Annotated in this window: 14 protein-coding genes; 7 read left to right on the forward strand and 7 right to left on the reverse strand. The window is 71.4% G+C overall.

Translation table 11 applies throughout. From position 1 onward, the window contains the following. Nucleotides 1–12 precede the first annotated feature (12 nt). The 3 genes from ACIBCU_RS18660 to ACIBCU_RS18670 are packed head-to-tail and all read right to left on the reverse strand — an operon-like array spanning nucleotide 13 to nucleotide 3,082. Nucleotides 13–1,308, reverse strand: coding sequence for an ABC transporter substrate-binding protein (locus ACIBCU_RS18660; protein WP_399232468.1), 1,296 nt, complete (start codon nucleotides 1,306–1,308; stop codon nucleotides 13–15). Then, a complete protein-coding gene (locus tag ACIBCU_RS18665; protein WP_362936645.1) occupies nucleotides 1,308–2,147 on the reverse strand; it encodes a carbohydrate ABC transporter permease in 840 nt (279 codons plus the stop codon). Before ACIBCU_RS18665 ends, ACIBCU_RS18660 begins: the two co-directional genes overlap by 1 nt. After that, nucleotides 2,144–3,082, reverse strand: coding sequence for a sugar ABC transporter permease (locus ACIBCU_RS18670; RefSeq protein ID WP_362936642.1), 939 nt, complete (start codon nucleotides 3,080–3,082; stop codon nucleotides 2,144–2,146). Before ACIBCU_RS18670 ends, ACIBCU_RS18665 begins: the two co-directional genes overlap by 4 nt. Before the next feature lie 125 nt (nucleotides 3,083–3,207). On the opposite strand from ACIBCU_RS18670, the gene ACIBCU_RS18675 reads away from it, so the two are divergent. The 3 genes from ACIBCU_RS18675 (at nucleotide 3,208) to ACIBCU_RS18685 (ending at nucleotide 5,085) form a co-directional block, all read left to right on the forward strand. Next, nucleotides 3,208–4,074 carry an aminoglycoside phosphotransferase family protein gene (locus ACIBCU_RS18675; protein WP_362936639.1) on the forward strand — a complete coding sequence of 289 codons (867 nt, stop codon included), beginning with the start codon at nucleotides 3,208–3,210 and terminating at the stop codon, nucleotides 4,072–4,074. A 52-nt stretch (nucleotides 4,075–4,126) separates the two neighbouring features. Beyond that, the gene (locus tag ACIBCU_RS18680; protein WP_399232471.1) at nucleotides 4,127–4,639 is read left to right on the forward strand and encodes a hypothetical protein; all 513 of its coding nucleotides are present in this window, start codon (nucleotides 4,127–4,129) and stop codon (nucleotides 4,637–4,639) included. A gap of 92 nt (nucleotides 4,640–4,731) precedes the next feature. After that, nucleotides 4,732–5,085: a DUF4333 domain-containing protein gene (locus tag ACIBCU_RS18685; protein ID WP_362936633.1), complete on the forward strand. Its 354-nt coding sequence runs from the start codon at nucleotides 4,732–4,734 to the stop codon at nucleotides 5,083–5,085. Here the strand turns inward: ACIBCU_RS18685 and ACIBCU_RS18690 are convergent. After that, the gene (locus tag ACIBCU_RS18690; protein ID WP_399232473.1) at nucleotides 5,068–5,829 is read right to left on the reverse strand and encodes a 3'-5' exonuclease; all 762 of its coding nucleotides are present in this window, start codon (nucleotides 5,827–5,829) and stop codon (nucleotides 5,068–5,070) included. The two genes, ACIBCU_RS18685 and ACIBCU_RS18690, sit on opposite strands and share 18 nt — an antisense overlap. Before the next feature lie 78 nt (nucleotides 5,830–5,907). Further along, nucleotides 5,908–7,140, reverse strand: coding sequence for an SAV2148 family HEPN domain-containing protein (locus tag ACIBCU_RS18695; RefSeq protein WP_362936627.1), 1,233 nt, complete (start codon nucleotides 7,138–7,140; stop codon nucleotides 5,908–5,910). A gap of 379 nt (nucleotides 7,141–7,519) precedes the next feature. Between ACIBCU_RS18695 and glgX the strand changes: the two genes are divergently transcribed. After that, a complete protein-coding gene (gene glgX, locus ACIBCU_RS18700) occupies nucleotides 7,520–9,676 on the forward strand; it encodes a glycogen debranching protein GlgX (protein ID WP_362936624.1) in 2,157 nt (718 codons plus the stop codon). 108 nt (nucleotides 9,677–9,784) lie between these two features. Beyond that, nucleotides 9,785–12,169, forward strand: coding sequence for a malto-oligosyltrehalose synthase (treY, locus tag ACIBCU_RS18705; protein WP_399232476.1), 2,385 nt, complete (start codon nucleotides 9,785–9,787; stop codon nucleotides 12,167–12,169). Nucleotides 12,170–12,182: 13 nt separating this feature from the next. Here the strand turns inward: treY and ACIBCU_RS18710 are convergent, their stop codons facing one another. After that, complete coding sequence (locus ACIBCU_RS18710; RefSeq protein WP_362936618.1) at nucleotides 12,183–12,749, reverse strand: DUF1707 and FHA domain-containing protein; 567 nt, start codon at nucleotides 12,747–12,749, stop codon at nucleotides 12,183–12,185. A 163-nt stretch (nucleotides 12,750–12,912) separates the two neighbouring features. Here ACIBCU_RS18710 and ACIBCU_RS18715 point away from each other — a divergent pair, with 163 nt between their 5' ends. Next, nucleotides 12,913–13,875, forward strand: coding sequence for a GNAT family N-acetyltransferase (locus ACIBCU_RS18715; protein WP_362936615.1), 963 nt, complete (start codon nucleotides 12,913–12,915; stop codon nucleotides 13,873–13,875). 201 nt (nucleotides 13,876–14,076) lie between these two features. Then, nucleotides 14,077–14,988 (forward strand): GNAT family N-acetyltransferase, encoded by a 912-nt coding sequence (locus tag ACIBCU_RS18720; protein ID WP_362936612.1) that lies wholly within the window; start codon nucleotides 14,077–14,079, stop codon nucleotides 14,986–14,988. Here the strand turns inward: ACIBCU_RS18720 and ACIBCU_RS18725 are convergent. Next, on the reverse strand, nucleotides 14,960–16,354 hold the full coding sequence (locus ACIBCU_RS18725) for a GH1 family beta-glucosidase (protein WP_399232479.1): 1,395 nt from the start codon (nucleotides 16,352–16,354) through the stop codon (nucleotides 14,960–14,962). The two genes, ACIBCU_RS18720 and ACIBCU_RS18725, sit on opposite strands and share 29 nt — an antisense overlap. Nucleotides 16,355–16,364: the final 10 nt, after the last annotated feature.

The raw sequence follows: 16,364 nt of genomic DNA on the forward strand, positions 1-16,364 counted from the left end.
GGCGGGCCCGGTTCAGCGCTGGTAGCGGGCCAGCACCCTGTTCCCGTCGTCGACCAGGCGTTCCCTCAGCTCTTCGGTGTCGATGGCCCCGCTGTAGTACTCCTGGAGCGCGGGCGTGGCGACCTTGTCCTTCCACTCGGGATAGCCGCGCACCGACTGCGCGGGGGCCGGGCGCAATGACCGGGCGAGAGCGGTGCCCGTCGCCCAGCCGTTCTCCTCGGTGTGCAGTGCCGGATCCGCGAGCGCCTCGGTGCCGGTCGGCAGCATCCAGTCGCCCCTGGCCAGCCGCACCATGTTCGGTGGGCGCAGGAGGAAGTCGATGAACCGCGCGGCCTCCTTCTTGTGCGGGCTGTCCTCGGCGACCGAGAGGGTCTGCGGACTGACCCCCTGGGCGAGCCCTCCGCTGCCTGCCGGGGTGGGCAGCACCGTCCATTCGAAGCCCTCGGGGGCCTGCTCGACGACCTGCTGGCGGTAGGAGAAGCCGAGCGGGACCATGGCGTACTTGCCGCCGAAGAATCCGGGGAGCGTGTCCGAACCCCCCATGCCGAGCGCCGAACGCGCGGCGCTGCGGTCGGAGTTGACCTGATCCCGGACCGTGCCGGGCATGACACGGTCGCCCTCCTCGGACCGGATGGTCACCTTGCCGTCCGCGCCCCGGTGGAAGAGCTGCCCGCCGGCGGAAAGGCCCAGATTGAGGGTGACGGAGACCGGCTCCTTGAGCGGCCAGGCGACCCCGTACGTCCCTTTCTTCGTCAGCTTCTCGGTGACCCGCCGGAATTCCGGCCAGCTCCAGGGCTTCTCGGGGGTGGGGATCCGGACACCCGAGGACTCGAGGATCTTCTTGTTGGCGATCAGGACCTTGGGCTCCTGGAGGAACGGCACTCCGTAGACGCCGTCGCCGAAGGTGGTGGTGGCCCAGGACTGCTGCGGGATGTCCTCGGTCAGCCGGCCCGGCAGCAAGGTCCGCAGATCGGCGAGGTATCCGCCGTACGCGAAGTCCGCGAGGTCGTCGGAGGCGTCGTGGATGATGTCGGGCGCCTCGCCGCCCTCGAAGGAGGTGAGCAGCTGGTCGTGGACGTTGTCCCAGCTGCCCTGGACGTAGTCCACCTGCACATCGGGGTGGGCGGCGTTCCACTCGCGCACGAGCTGCTTGTTGGCGTCGACGGACTCCTTCTGCCAGGCGAGCGACTGGAAGCTGAGCCGGATCGTGCCGTTCGCGTCCGTACCGCCGCCCTCCCCCGAGCAGCCGGCCAGCAGGAGGACGAGGGCGGTGGTCACCGCGGCGAGCGCGGGCAGCCGGCGGCGCATCAGTGCTTCACCGCCCCGGCCGTGAGGCCGCCCGTGATGCGCTTCTGGATGACCGCGAAGAGCACGAGCGAGGGAAGGGTGGCGAGGAACGCGGCGGCGGCGAGCGGCCCGAGGTCGGCCACACCCTCCGCGCCGAGGAAGTGGGTGAGTACGACCGGCAAGGTCTGCTTCTCCGGTGTCTTGAGCAGGACGAGCGCGAAGAAGAACTCGTTCCATGCGGTGATGAACGCGAAGAGCGCGGTGGCGACGATCCCGGGGGCCAGCAGCGGCGCGGTGACCGAGATCAGGATCCGCGCCCTCCCGGCCCCGTCGACAGCGGCGGCCTCCTCCAGCTCGGGCGGCACGGCCCGTACGTATCCGGCCAGCATCCAGAGCGCGAAGGGGAGCGACCAGACGACGTACACCAGGATCAGCCCCCACAGCGAGTTGATCAGGTGCAGGTACTTGAGGACCAGGAACAGCGGAATGATCACCAGGACGAAGGGGAACGCCTGGCTGACCACGACCCACCCGGTGGCGGCCGTGGACAGCCGCCCGCGATGACGGGCCATCACATAGGCCATGGGCGTGGCGATGACGACCGCGATCAGGGCGGCGCAGAGCGCCGCGGTGAGCGAGTTGGCCGCGGCCCGGAGCAGCGGCTGCTCGTCGAAGGCCTGCCGGAAGTTGTCCAGCGTCGGATCCTCGGGGATCCACGTGGGGTGGAGCGAGCCGAGCTCACGGGCCGGCTTGAAGGCGGTGGAGATCAGCCAGAGGAAGGGGAACGCCAGGAAGACGAGGTAGCACAGGAGCGCGGCGTACTGCCCGGCACGCGCGGTTCTGCCCGTACGGAGGCTCATGCGTCCTCGCCTCCTCTGAGCCGGCCGACGAGGTAGAGGGCGAGGAGCACCGAGATGACGGCGACCATCACGCATCCCATCGCGGCGGCGTAGCCGAACTGTCCGTAGCGGAAGGCCTCTTCGTAGGCGAAGAGCATGGGCAGCCGGGTGCGGCCTCCCGGCCCTCCGCCGGTCAGGACGTAGACCAGGGCGAAGGAGTTGAAGTTCCAGATGAAGTTGAGGGCGCTGATGGCCAGCGCCACCGGCCGGATGGCGGGCCAGGTGACCGTGCGGAAGCGGCGCCAGGCTCCCGCTCCGTCGAGGGCGGCCGCCTCGTGGAGTTCGTGCGGGGTGTTCTGCAGCCCGGCCAGCAGCGCCACGGTGGTCTGCGGCATGCCGGCCCAGATGCCGACGACCATCACGGCGGGCAGAGCGGTGGCGAGACCGGTCAGCCAGTCCCTGCCGTCACCGAGCCCGAGATCGCGGATGGTCTCGTTGAGGATGCCCGCGTCAGGGTTGTAGACCAGCCGCCACATGATGCCGACGACGACCTCGGGCATGGCCCAGGGAATGATCGCCAGGGCCCTGGCGAGCCAGCGCATCCGCAGGTTCGCGTTGAGCAGCAGGGCGAGACCGAGGGCCAGCACGAACTGCGGGACCGTGACCCCGACCGCCCACAGCAGGCCGATCCGGAACGAGTCCCAGAACAGGGTGTCGTGGAGCAGGTCCTGGAAGTTGAGGGCCCCGATCCACCGGGTGGAGCGGGTACGGCCCGACTGGGCGTCGGTGAAGGCCAGCAGGATGCCGTAGACCAGCGGGCCGACGCTCAGGATCAGGATCGGGATCAGTGCGGGCAGCACCAGGAACCAGGTGGCGCCGTCCCGTCGGCGGCCCTCACCCCGGCCGCCCTGTGGGCTCTTACGCCCGGACCGCTCCGTTGCGGTCGCCAATATCATGAATTCGACCCCTTTTACTTCTTTGGATCGGTTTCATCCCCGTATCGCCGCCGGGCGGTCCCCGTCATCGTGCTGACGGGCCGCCCGTTCGTCAAGGTGGCCTGCGAGGATGAGAAAATCGAGCCATGGACGACATGCGTGCGCGCGAGGTACTGACGGCCGCCGGACTGCCCGCCGGTGCGGAGCTCCTCGCGCTCGGCGAGAACGCGGTGTTCGGCCTCGGCGACCTGGTGGTCAAGGTCGGCCGGGACTCGACACATCACCCGGAGCTCCGGGAGCGGGCCGAGCGCGAGGTGGCCGTCGCCCTGTGGCTCGCCGACTCGGGCGTACCCGCCGTACGGGCCGCCGAACCGCTGGCCCGCCTGGTCGAGGGCCACCCGGTGACCCTGTGGCACCGGCTGCCCGACGCCGTGCGCCCGTCCGAACCGCGCGATCTGGCCCCGCTGCTCACCCAGGTGCACGCGCTGCCCGCCCCGGAGGGCTTCACGCTGCCGCGGCGTGAGCTGCTCGGCGGTGTCGAGCGCTGGCTGCGTCTGGCGGGCGACGCGATCGATCCGGCCGACGCCGACTATCTCCGCGGCCGGCGCGACGGTTTCGCCAAGGCCGCGGCGGCGCTCGCCCCGCACCTGGCGCCGGGGCCCATCCACGGCGACGCGCTGCCCCGCAATGTCCATGTCGGCCCCGACGGGCCGGTGCTGGTCGATCTGGAGACCTTCTCCGCCGACCTGCGCGAGCACGACCTGGTGGTCCTCGCACTCTCCCGCGACCGGTACGGCCTGCCCGCGCAGGCCTACGACGCGTTCACGGAGGCGTACGGCTGGGACGTACGCGCCTGGGAAGGGTGCGCGGTGCTGCGCGGCGCCCGCGAGACGGCGAGCTGCGCCTGGGTGTCCCAGCACGCCCCGGCCAACCCCAAGGCGCTGGCGGAGTTCCGGCGCAGGGTGGCGTCACTGCGCGAGGACGACCCCGAGGTGCGCTGGTACCCCTTCTGAACCGCGCCCCCGTCGCGCACGGCGCCGGATGCGCGTGGCACAGGTTGACCGCATGGGAATCCTCGACAAGCTCACCGGAACCAGGCACCCCGAGGACGGGGTGGAGCCACGACCGGCCGAGGAGCTGCGGAGTGCCCTGCTCGGGCTCAACCGGCCCGACGTCCCCTACATCATCCGTGACGGCGCGTCGGACGGCGCGGACCTGGTGGCGGAGTGGCGGATCGCCGAGCCCGCCTGGCAGACCTTCTTCATCGGGTCCCAGCTGACGCACGCCATCCGGATCCGGATGCGCCTGGTCGGGGAGAGCCATGAGGTGCGGGCCGTCGAGGAACAGTGGGAGGTCACCCGCGTCGGCAATCCCCCTCGGCTCCGGACGTCGGCGGACTACGGGCGCGGGTCGGGCAGGACCGTCTCCCGTCGCTGGTCGCTCCAGCGCGGGGAGGACGGCCGCCTCCAGGCGACGGAGACCGCCGGCTTCGACAGCGCGGAGCTGACCGGACCGTTGCGGAACACCGCCCTCACGTCCGGCTGGACCTGGCGCGGAGTGCTCTTCGGGAAGCTGTGAGCCGGCCGGATCCGGACGCCCCGTATCGGCCGCACCCGCTCCACGTATGCTTCCGGCCACTGCCTCGGACATCCGGAACTGGAGCTCCCCCCATGGCCATGACCCGCTCGACCGCGGCGACATGGAGCCTCTCGGCCCTGTCGGCCGGCCTGCTGCTCGTCGGCTGCTCGGCCTCGGTCGACGTCGGCAGCTCCGAGCCGAAGATGTCCGCGGACAAGCTGGCCGACACGGTGGCCGAGAAGCTGGCGAGCACGATGAACCAGCCGAAGCCGGACGTCACCTGCCCCAAGGACCTCGCAGGGAAGACCGGCACCACCACGCGTTGCACGCTCACGGCGGACGACGGAAGCACCCTGGGGGTATCCGTCACCGTGACCTCCGTCGACGGCGACCGGATCGACTTCGACATCAAGGCCGACGAAACGGCTTCACCGGCTCCGAACTGACGCCCCCGCATCGCTCTCGCCCGCCTGCGGCTCCCGCCTCCGGGGGATGAGCGGCCAGGCGGCTTCCACGACGGCCGCCGGATCCGCCGTGCGCCGCAGATAGGCCTGCAGGGAGAGCGACTGCTCGGCCGCCGCGTGCACCTGGAGGCCGTGCAGGTCCTCCAGCGGCATCACCCCGACGGGCTGGTGCCTCTCCCCCATACGCCGCACCACCCGGGCCGCGGCCACGGCGTCGGCCCTCGCGTCGTGCGCGTCCTCCAGCGACACCCCGTAGTGCGCGCACAGCGCGTGGAGGGCGCGCTTTCCCTTGCGGTACTTGTCGACATGCTTGTCGATCACCAGCGGGTCGATGACGGGCGAGGGCGCGTTCCCCAGCCGCTCGCTGACCGACTCCACGCCGTACCTCCGGCACTCACGGTCGAGCAGGGAGAGGTCGTAGCGCGCGTTCATCACCACCAGCGGCGTCCCCGAGCGCAGCCCGTCGGCGACGGCCAGGGTGATCTCCTCGATCGCGGAGGCGGCCGGCACCCCGTGCTCGCGGGCGCGTTCGGTCGAGATGCCGTGGATCGCCGATGCCTGCTCCGGTATGGCGACACCGGGATCCAGCAGCCAGGTCCGCTCCTCCGAGACGGATCCGTCCGCCTCCAGCCGGACGACCGCCGCCGTCACGATGCGGTCGGTCTCGACGTCCGTCCCCGTGGTCTCCAGGTCGAACGCCAGCAGCGGCCCGCTGATCCAGCTCATCCCGTACCTCCTTCTGTGGTGCGTTCCCCCAAGTGATGACCACCTTCGCACGCACCACTGACAACGCTGGAAGGGGCGTCAGGAGACGGGCCTGGAGTCCGTCCAGACCGACTCGAACTCCTCGCGGTACGTCTCGAAGAGGCCGTGCTCGCTGTCCTGCCCCGCCCTGACCACCGCACGCCCCCCGCCGCGCAGCACCAGCACGGGCGCCTCCATGCCGCGTGCGCGCCGCAGATACGGCTGGACGACCCCGACCGCGTCGGGTCCGTCGCCGTCCACCAGATACGCCGTGAAGCGCGGCGTCTCGTCGAAGACGTGGATCTGGAAGGCGCCGGGGTCGCGGAGCTTGGAGCGGACCCGGCGCATATGGAGGATGTTCATCTCGACGGAGCGGCTCAGTTCGCCCTTCTTGAGGCCCAGTTCGCGCTCCCGGCGCTTGACCGCGCTGCTCGCCGGATTGATGAACAGCAGCCGGACCCGGCAGCCCGACTCGGCGAGGCGCACCAGCCGACGCCCCGAGAAGTTCTGCGTGAGGAGGTTGAGCCCGATACCGATCGCGTCCAGCCGGCGCGCGCTCCCGAACAGGTCCTCGGCGGGCAGCTGACGCTGCAGCCGCACCCGGTCCGGGTGGACGGAGACCACGTCGGCGTAGCGGTCGCCCACCAGCTCCTCCACGGCGTCCACCGGCAGCCGCTCGGCGGAGGGGACGGCCGCACCGCTGCCGAGGATCTCCAGGAGCCGCGCGGAGGCGCGTTCGGCCTGCGCCAGGACCGCCTCGTTGAGCGCGCGGTTACGGGAGACGACGTTGCGCGCCACCTCCAGCTCGTCCAGTGCCAGCTCCACCTCGCGGCGGTCGTCGAAGTACGGCTCGAAGCAGGGCCAGTGCTGGACCATCAGCTCACGCAGCTGCGGCAGCGTGAGAAAGCTCAGGACGTTGTCGTCGGCCGGGTCGAGCAGATAGCCCTTGCGGCGCGAGACCTCCCGGACCGCCACGGCGCGCTGCACCCACTCCTGCCCCGCGGGCCCCGCGGCGGCCACCACCCAGTCCTCGCCGTGCACCGGCTCGTAGATCGGCCGGATCACGGCGGAGACCACGGCGCGCAGCCGCTGTTCCACCAGATTCAGCCAGATGTACGCCCGCCCGGCGCGCTGGGCGCGTGTGCGCACCTCGTTCCAGGCGTCCGCTCCCCAGTTCAGATCGGCACCGATCTCCATGGGCTGTGCGAGGGAGACAGCCCCTGGCGGGGCATCGGTCGATTCCCCCTCGTGACCCGCGTCACCTGGGGGCAGCTCGAACCCTCCCGAGCTCACCCGTGTACCGCCTTCCGCTCCCCCACCAACGATCAAGGAAGGGTACTCCGGTAGCGGGAGCCGGTGCAGCAGGATGCACAGGCTCCTTACTCAACTCCCCTATGCCGCAGGCCCGTTCCTTGCGGTGAGATCGGGTGGAGTGAGATGGTTCATAGTGATTGCGCACCCCCTCGCGCGCCGCACACCGGACGGAGGAGCCGCCCGGCGGCCCGGGCCCCCTGTCCGGGCGACACCAAGGTGTCCCAGGTTGACCGGCCAGGTGGGATCCCACGACGGAAACCGGCCGCACCGGTCGACGTACTAGGTACGGGACCGTCTTTCGGGGATTATCGGGGCGAAAACCCCCAGCACCCGGATCAGAAGTGGAAGAGTCCTATCTATGCAGGTCTGGCCGGGACACGCGTATCCGCTCGGCGCCACGTACGACGGCGCCGGAACCAACTTCGCGGTCTTCTCGGAGGCCGCCGACCGGATCGAGTTGTGCCTTCTGCACGACGACGGTTCAGAAACGGCGGTGGAACTCCGCGAGACCGACGCCTTCGTCCGTCACGCCTATCTGCCCGGGGTGATGCCGGGGCAGCGCTACGGCTTCCGGGTGCACGGACCGTACGAGCCGCAGCGCGGACAGCGCTGCAACTCGGCGAAACTGCTCCTCGATCCGTACGCACGTGCGATCTCGGGGCAGATCCAGTGGGGCGAGGCGGTGTACGGCTACCCGTTCGGCAAGCCGGACGAGCGCAACGACCTCGACTCGGCACCGCACACGATGAGCTCGGTCGTGGTCAATCCGTACTTCGACTGGGGTGACGACCGCCGCCCGCGGACCGACTACCACCGCACGGTGATCTACGAGGCCCATGTGAAGGGCCTGACGATGCTCCACCCGGGCCTGCCCGAGGAGCTCCGCGGCACCTACGCGGGACTCGCGCACCCCGAGATCATCGCCCATCTGACGGAGCTGGGCGTCACCGCGATCGAGCTGATGCCGGTGCACCAGTTCGTCCAGGACCACCGTCTCGCCGACGCCGGCCTGGCCAACTACTGGGGTTACAACACCATCGGCTTCTTCGCCCCGCACAACGCGTACGCCTCCTGGGGTGACCGCGGTGAACAGGTGCTGGAGTTCAAGCAGGCGGTGAAGGCGCTGCACCAGGCGGGCATCGAGGTGATCCTCGACGTGGTCTACAACCACACCGCCGAGGGCAACCATCTCGGTCCGACGCTCTCCTTCCGTGGCCTCGACAACGCCTCGTACTACCGCCTGGCGGACGACCAGAAGTACTACATGGACACCACCGGCACGGGGAACTCCCTGCTGATGCGGTCCCCGCACGTCCTCCAGCTGATCATGGACTCCCTGCGGTACTGGGTGACCGAGATGCACGTGGACGGCTTCCGCTTCGACCTGGCCGCGACACTCGCACGCCAGTTCCACGAGGTGGACCGGCTGTCCTCGTTCTTCGACCTGGTCCAGCAGGACCCGGTGGTGAGCCAGGTGAAGCTGATCGCCGAGCCTTGGGACGTGGGCGAGGGCGGTTATCAGGTGGGGAACTTCCCGCCGCTGTGGACCGAGTGGAACGGCAAGTACCGGGACACGGTGCGGGACCTCTGGCGGGGCGAGCCACGGACCCTCGCGGAGTTCGCCGGCCGGCTCACGGGTTCCTCGGACCTCTACCAGGACGACGGCAGGCGCCCGCTCGCCTCGATCAACTTCACCACCTGCCACGACGGCTTCACGCTGCACGACCTCGTCTCGTACAACGAGAAGCGCAACGACGCCAACGGTGAGGGCAACCGGGACGGCGAGAGCCACAACCGCTCGTGGAACTGCGGCGCGGAGGGCGAGACCGAGGACAAGGAGGTCCTGGAGCTGCGCAGCCGTCAGATGCGCAACTTCATCGCCACGCTGATGCTCTCCCAGGGCGTGCCGATGCTGAGTCACGGCGACGAGTTCGCGCGGACGCAGCGGGGCAACAACAACGGCTACTGCCAGGACAACGAGCTCTCCTGGGTCCACTGGCCCGACCCGGCCGCCGTCTCGCACGCGGAGGACGACGACGAGGAGGGCGGCTCCACGGACACGAGCCTGCTGGAGTTCACCCGGTCCATGGTCTGGCTCCGCCGCGACCACCCCGTCTTCCGGCGCAGACGCTTCTTCCACGGCCGTCCGGTGGAGGGCACGCACGACGAGCTGTCCGACATCGCGTGGTTCACCCCCAGGGGTGAGGAGATGACCCAGCGGGACTGGCAGGCCGCGCACGCCAAGGCCATGACCGTCTTCCTGAACGGCCACGCGATCTCGGAGCCGGGCCCGCGCGGTGAGCGGATCTCCGACGACTCGTTCCTGCTCATGTTCAACGCGGGTGCCGAGACGCTGGAGTTCGCCGTTCCGATGAACCACGGCAAGCAGTGGCAGGTCGTCGTGGACACGGCCATCCCGGACGGCGTACCACCGGGGGCGGGGCCCAAGGTGTCGGCGGGCGAGCGGGTGACGCTCGTCGGGCGGAGCCTGACGGTGCTCAAGCGTCCGGCGTAGGCGGTCTTCGGCCGTTGGGGTGACCGGACCGACCGGGCGGGGCCGCCCGGTCGGTCCGGGTGGCGCAGAAGGTGGGAGAGGGGCGTCCGGCTGGGTACGTACGAGTCCATGACGCCCACCGCCACGTACCGGCTGCAGCTCCAACCGGACTTCCCGTTCGCCGCCGCCGCGGACGCCGTGCCGTATATCGCCGAGCTCGGCGTCTCCCATCTGCATCTGTCCCCCGTCCTGGAGGCCGTGCCCGGCTCGGGGCACGGCTACGACGTCGTCGACCACCACACGGTGCGAGCCGAGTTCGGGGGCGAGGAGGGGCTGCGGCAGCTGGCCGTCACGGCACGCGCCCACGGCCTCGGGCTGATCCTCGACATCGTGCCGAACCACATGGCCGCAGCGCCCCGGCACAACCTGCCGCTCTGGGAGGTGCTGCGCGAGGGCCCGGAGTCCCCGTACGCCCGCTGGTTCGACATCGACTGGGCGGCGGGCGGCGGGAAGGTGCTGCTGCCCGTGCTGGCGGGGCGGTTCGGCGAGGAGCGCGGCAGCATCGAGCCGGGCACCCGGGACGACGGCACGCCGGTGCTCCGCTACGGCGACCTTGAGTTCCCCCTGCGTGAGGGGACGGCGGACCTCCCGCCGGACGAGCTGCTGGCCGCCCAGCACTACCGGCTCGCCTGGTGGCGGCTGGCCAGGACGGAGCTGAACTACCGGCGCTTCTTCACGATCTCCGATCTGATCGGTGTCCGGGTGGAGCACCCCGAGGTCTTCGCGGCCACCCACGCCAAGATCCTCGAACTTGTCCGCGACGGGGTCGTGGACGGGCTGCGCATCGACCACCCCGACGGGCTGGCCGACCCCGCCTCCTATCTCGGACGGCTCGGTGACGCCACCGGCGGGCGGTGGACGGTGGTGGAGAAGATCCTCACCGGTCCGGAGGCCCTGCCGGCCGGCTGGGCGGTCGCTGGGACGACCGGCTACGACGCGCTGCACCGGATCGACGGCGTGTTCACCGACCCGATGGGCGCGGCCGACCTGCTGGGCCGCTACCGGGACTTCGCCGGCCCTCCCGGGGACCGCGGCGGCTACTGGACCGCGACCGTCCGCCGCGCGGCGTACCGCGTGGTCACCCATGAGCTGGCCGCCGAGACGGAGTGGCTGACCCGCCTCGCCGTCGAGGCGTGCGCCGGGGACGCCGCACTGCTCGACCACGCGCCGTGGGCGCTCCACACGGCGGTGCGTGAGCTGCTGGTGCGGGTGCCCGTCTACCGGCCGTACGTGACCGCGGGCGGTCCGCTCACGGAGATCGCGGAGTCGACGCTCCCGGCCGAGGCCGTGCGGGACGCCAGGGCGGTGTTCTCGGTCGCCCAGGAGGCGGACGCCGTCGATGTGGTGCGGGATCTGGCGCTGGGCCGGCTCGGCGACGGACCGGAGCACGTGGCGTTCTGTGCCCGGTTCGCGCAGACCGCGTCGGCGCTGCACGCCAAGTCGGTGGAGGACACGGCGTTCTACCGCTACGTACCGCTGATCTCGGCGACCGAGGTGGGGGGCGACCCGGGCCGGCCGGCGGTGGGCCCGGAGGAGTTCCACGCCTTCTGTGCCCGGATCGCGCGGGACTGGCCGGCCACCGGCACGGTGCTGACCACCCACGACACCAAACGCAGCGGCGACGTACGGGCCCGGATCGCGGTCCTCTCCGAGTGCCCCGAGCGGTGGTCCGCGCTGGTCGCGCGGCTGGCCGGGGCGGCCTCCGTGCCGGCCCCGGACCCTCAGCTGGCCTGGCAGGCCTGGCAGTCGGCGTACGGCTGCGCGGGCCTTCCCGCCGGTGAGATGGCGGCCAGGCTGGAGCCCGCGCTGCTGAAGTCCGTGCGCGAGGCGGGGCTGTTCACCAGCTGGACGGAGCCGGATCCCGCGTACGAGCGGGCGGTGACCGATTTCGTGGCGGCCGGTCCGGGCAGCGACGCGGGCGAGGCCCGGTCGATGATGACCGGCTTCGCGGACACGCTCGCCCCCTTCGTGCGGGCCAATGTGCTGGGTGCCGCGCTGGTGCATCTGACGATGCCCGGGGTGCCCGATCTGTATCAGGGCACGGAGCGGGAGTACATCGCGCTGGTCGACCCGGACAACCGGAAGCCGTTCAGCAGGCCCTTCGGGGACGAGGACGAGAAGGCGGCGCTGACCACGGCCGCGCTGCGGCTGCGCCGGGAGCGCCCTGAGCTCTTCGGCGAGTCGGGCACCTACGCCCCGCTGGCGGCGCGGGGCCCGGCGGCCGCGCACTGTCTGGCGTTCTGCCGGTCCGGCGAGGTGGTCACGGCGGTGACCCGGCTGTCGCTCCGGCTCGACGAGGAGGGCGGCTGGCGCGACACGGAGCTGGCGCTGCCCGACGAGGGACCGTGGAGCGATCTCCTGTCCGCCGGGCGGGAGATCACCGGACCCGTGGTCCCGGTTGCGGAGCTCTTCGCGGACCGGCCGGTGGCACTGATGGTGAGGGTGGCGCGCTGAACGGGGCGCTCACTCAAGAAGGGGGCAGGGGCAGCGACGCGCAGAGCCGGAAGGTCATCCGGCCGAAGCTCACCTGGTCGCCGTCGCGCACCACGACCGAGCCGACGACCCGCTGGCCGTTGACGCAGGTGCCGTTCGTCGAGCCCAGGTCGCGCAGGATCCACCGGCTGCCGTGCGCGGTCAGTTCGGCGTGCAGGCGCGACACCGTCTCGTGGCTGAGCCGGAGTCCGTTGCCCGGGTCGCGGCCGATGCGCAGCGGGTGCGGTCCGGGCACGGGCAGCAGGAGTCTGGGCAGCCGCTCGGACTGCCACGCCCTGCGCACCCGGGCCGGAAAGGCGGAGACCCCGCCCACCGCGCGGAACAGGCCGCGGGACCAGCGCCCGCCCGACTCCAGGTCCGAGGTGAGCGCCTTCAGCTCCTCTGAGCGCCGGGCGGTCAGGGCGAGTTCCATGCGTCGCAGGAACGTGTCGTGGGAGAGCTTGCCCTGTGCGGCGCCGTCTCTGAGCACACCGAGTACACGGTCGCGCTCGGCGTCCGAGAGCCGCGCGGGATACGTGTAGTGCTCGAAGGAGGACGTCACAGCACCGATTGTCGGGCCGACAGGCCCGAGGTGTCCAGACGATGCCCGTTTCCGGCCACCCTGACCTGCGCCGCAGTGGGTAAATGCCGCTCGCCGGGGGCCCGGGACTTGTTATCCTCGCGCGCTGCCGCCGTGGTAGGCGGCCTCGCGTCGAGGAGACTCTGTGACCCCTGCACCATCGGAACTGACCATCCGTCCGCTCACCGGAGCGGACGAACTCGGTCTCTTCCTCCGGCTGCCCTACGTGCTCGACCATGAGCTCGCCGACGACCTCGCCACGGGCCGTCGCCGCCCCGAGTGGATGTGGGTGGCCCTGCGCGGCGACCGCGTGGTGGGGCGGATCGCCTGGTGGACGGGCCAGGAGGGCGGCAGCCCTCAGCTCCTGGACTTCTTCGACCTGGACGACACCCTGCCGGAGCCGGAGCGCGGGACGATCGGGCTCGAACTGGTCGAGAAGGCGACCGCCGCGGTCGTTCCCGCCGGGTCCGCCCGGCCCGAGTACGGTCGCTACATCCCGCCGGACTGGCGCGAGGACCCCGCCGCCCGCGAGGTCGTCGAGGCCCGGATACGGGTCATGGAGGCGAGCGGCGCCCGGATGCTGGTCGAGCGGCTGCGTCTGGAGTGGCGGGCCGGCACACCGGTGCCCGAGGACACCGGCCGGCTGGTGTTCCGCCGGGTCACCGGACGCGAGGACCTCGTCGCGCTGATGACCCCGGTGATGGAAGGCACCCTGGACGCCCACGGCCAGGCGGACCTGGCCTCCGGCCTGAGTGCCCGCGAGGCGGCGGAGAAGCAGTACGACGAGGAGTTCGCCGGTCTCAGGACGCCTCAGGAGTGGTGGAGGATCGCGGAGTTGCCGGACGGTGAGCCGGTGGGCTTCGTCGTTCCGGCGCGCAACAACTACCACCCGATGATCAGCTACATCGGGGTGCTGCCGGCGCACCGGGGCCACGGCTACATCGACGACATCCTGGCCGAGGGGACCCGGGTGCTCGCCGCGCAGGAGGGCGTGGAGCGGATCAGGGCGGCGACCGACCTCGGCAACGTCCCGATGGCGAGGTCCTTCGAGCGCCTGGGGTACGTCAACTTCGAGCGGGCCTTCGACATGGTGTGGGACCAGCCGTAAACCGGTGGACGTGGGGTGCCGGAGGCCGTAACGTCGGCGCCCGGCACCCGCTCGGGCGCCTGCCCCGGACGAGGAAGGAGGCGAGACACGTGCGTGACACCGGCACCATCCGTAGCACCACGTTCACGCGCTCCCGTCCCGTCCGCAGGACGGTGTCGGACTCGGTCTGACCGGGGGCGCCGAGTCCCGGAGGACACCACCATGACCGTTCCGGTCATCCGTTCGCTCACCCCGAGCGACGCACATCTCTTCGATTCCCTGCAGGGTCCCTCTCTCGTCGGACGTGCCGCGTTCGGCCACCGCTACGCCACCGTGGACGAGGGCGGCGAGTACCGGCCCGAGTGGACCTGGGTGGCCCTGCGCGACGGCGTCGTCGTCGCCAGGGCGGCCTGGTGGGGCGGGCCCGAGGACACCGAGCCCGTGCTGCTCAACTACTTCGACTTCGCCGAAGGCGAGGACGCCGCGGGCACCGAACTGCTGCGCCGTGCCCCGTGGTCCGTCGAGTACGAGCTGATCCTGCCGCCCCGCTGGCGGGACGTGCCCGCGGTCCGGGCGGCGGCCTCGGCGCGGATCGCGGCGGCCGAGGCGGCCGGTATGAAGCCGCTGGTCGAACGCTACCGCTACGAGTGGACGCCCGCCGACGGGCTGCCCGAGCGGCCCGGCCGGCTGGAGTTCCGCGAGGAACCCGACGACGCGGTGGTCCTGGAGGTCCTGCGCCGGGTCCACTCCGAGACGCTGGACGCCCACGCCCGGCGCACCATCGAGGGCCCGGGTGGTCTGGAGCAGGCCGCCCAGGAGGAGCTGGACTTCTTCAACTGGTGCCCGTCTCCCCGCTCCTGGTGGCAGCTCGCGTACACCCCGGACGGCGGTCCGGCGGGCATCCATGTGCCGGCCCGCAACCCGGGCGGGCCCTGCATCGGCTTCATCGGGGTCGTACCGGAGCAGCGCGGTCACGGCTACGGCTACGACCTGCTCGTCGAGTGCACCCACTTCCTGGCGGCCGAGGGCGCGACGTCCGTCGCGGGGGCGACGGACCGGGGCAACACGCCGATGGCGGCCGCGTTCGCCCGGGCCGGTCACCGCATCACGCAGGAGCGTGTCCACCTGGTGTGAGCGCCGTCCCCTGCGAGCCCCCGGTGCGCTGGGCGCTGATCACGTCGCGGTACCAGGCGTACGACTCCTTGGGCGTGCGGCGCAGCGTCTCGTAGTCGATGTGGACCAGGCCGAACCGCTTGCTGGCGCCCTCGGTCCATTCGACGTTGTCGGTGAGCGACCAGGTGAAGTAGCCGCGCACGTCGACGCCCGCGTCGATGGCCGTACGCAGCGCCTCCAGGTGCCCTTCAAGGAAGGCGATGCGGCGGCCGTCGGCGACGGGCTCGTCGACGGCGCAGCCGTTCTCCGTGATGTAGACGGGCGGCAGCCGGTCGCCGAAGCGGTCCCTCAGCTGACCGAGGGTCTCGGCGAGCCCCTCGGGGACGACGGGCCAGCCGAAGTCGGTGGTGTCGTAGCCCTCGATCTCCCTGATGCCGAAGGGAAGTCCCTCGGGCAGGGTGTAGCCGGAGAACGAGCCGAGCGCTTCGGGGCGCGGGGCGCCGACGAGCGTCGGGTTGTAGTAGTTGACGCCGTACCAGTCGAGGGGCGCCGAGATGACCTTGAGGTCGTCCTCGACCGGCCCCGGCATCAGCGCGGCGAAGCCCTCGTCGGGATAGCGTCCGGTGAGGACCGGGTCGGCGAACAGCCAGTTGGTCAGGGTGTCGTAGAGTTCCGCGCCCATGCGGTCCTCGTCCGAATCCCCCGCCGTCCACACGGGTGAGTGGGAGAGCGCGATGCCGATGTTGCCGGCTCCGGCGGCGCGCAGCGCCCGTACGGCCAGTCCGTGCGCGAGCAGTTGGTGGTGGGCGGCCGGCAGGGCGTCGAAGAGGAGCGTGCGGCCGGGGGCGTGCTCGCCGAGCGCGTAGCCGAGCATGGTGACCTCGGCCGGTTCGTTGATGGTGATCCACATGGGGACCCGGTCGGCGAGGCGTTCGGCGACGATGCCCGCGTACTCGGCGAAGCGGTAGGCGGTGTCCCGGTTGAGCCAGCCGCCCGCCTCGTCCAGCGGGAGCGGCGTGTCCCAGTGGTAGAGCGTCGGGGCCGGGGTGATGCCGTGGGCGCAGAGTTCGTCGACGAGCCGGTCGTAGAAGTCCAGCCCCGCCGGGTTGAGCGCGCCGCTGCCGCCGGGGACGACCCGGGGCCAGCTGATGGAGAAGCGGAAGGCGTCCGCGCCGAGTCCGGCGAGCAGGGCGACGTCCTCGCGGTAGTGCTCGTGGAAGCCGGTGCCCCGGGTGGTGTCGGTGCCGTCCTTGATACGGCCGGGCTGGGCGGCGAAGGCGTCCCAGCCGGAGGGCCCCTTGCCGTCGGCGTCGAAGGCCCCTTCCGTCTGGAAAGCGGAGGCGGAGGCACCCCAGAGGAAGCCGGGTGGGAAGGTCGGCACGGTCATCTCGGCCTCC

Source organism: Streptomyces sp. NPDC051064, assembly GCF_044455985.1.
Classification (GTDB): Bacteria; Actinomycetota; Actinomycetes; order Streptomycetales; family Streptomycetaceae; genus Streptomyces.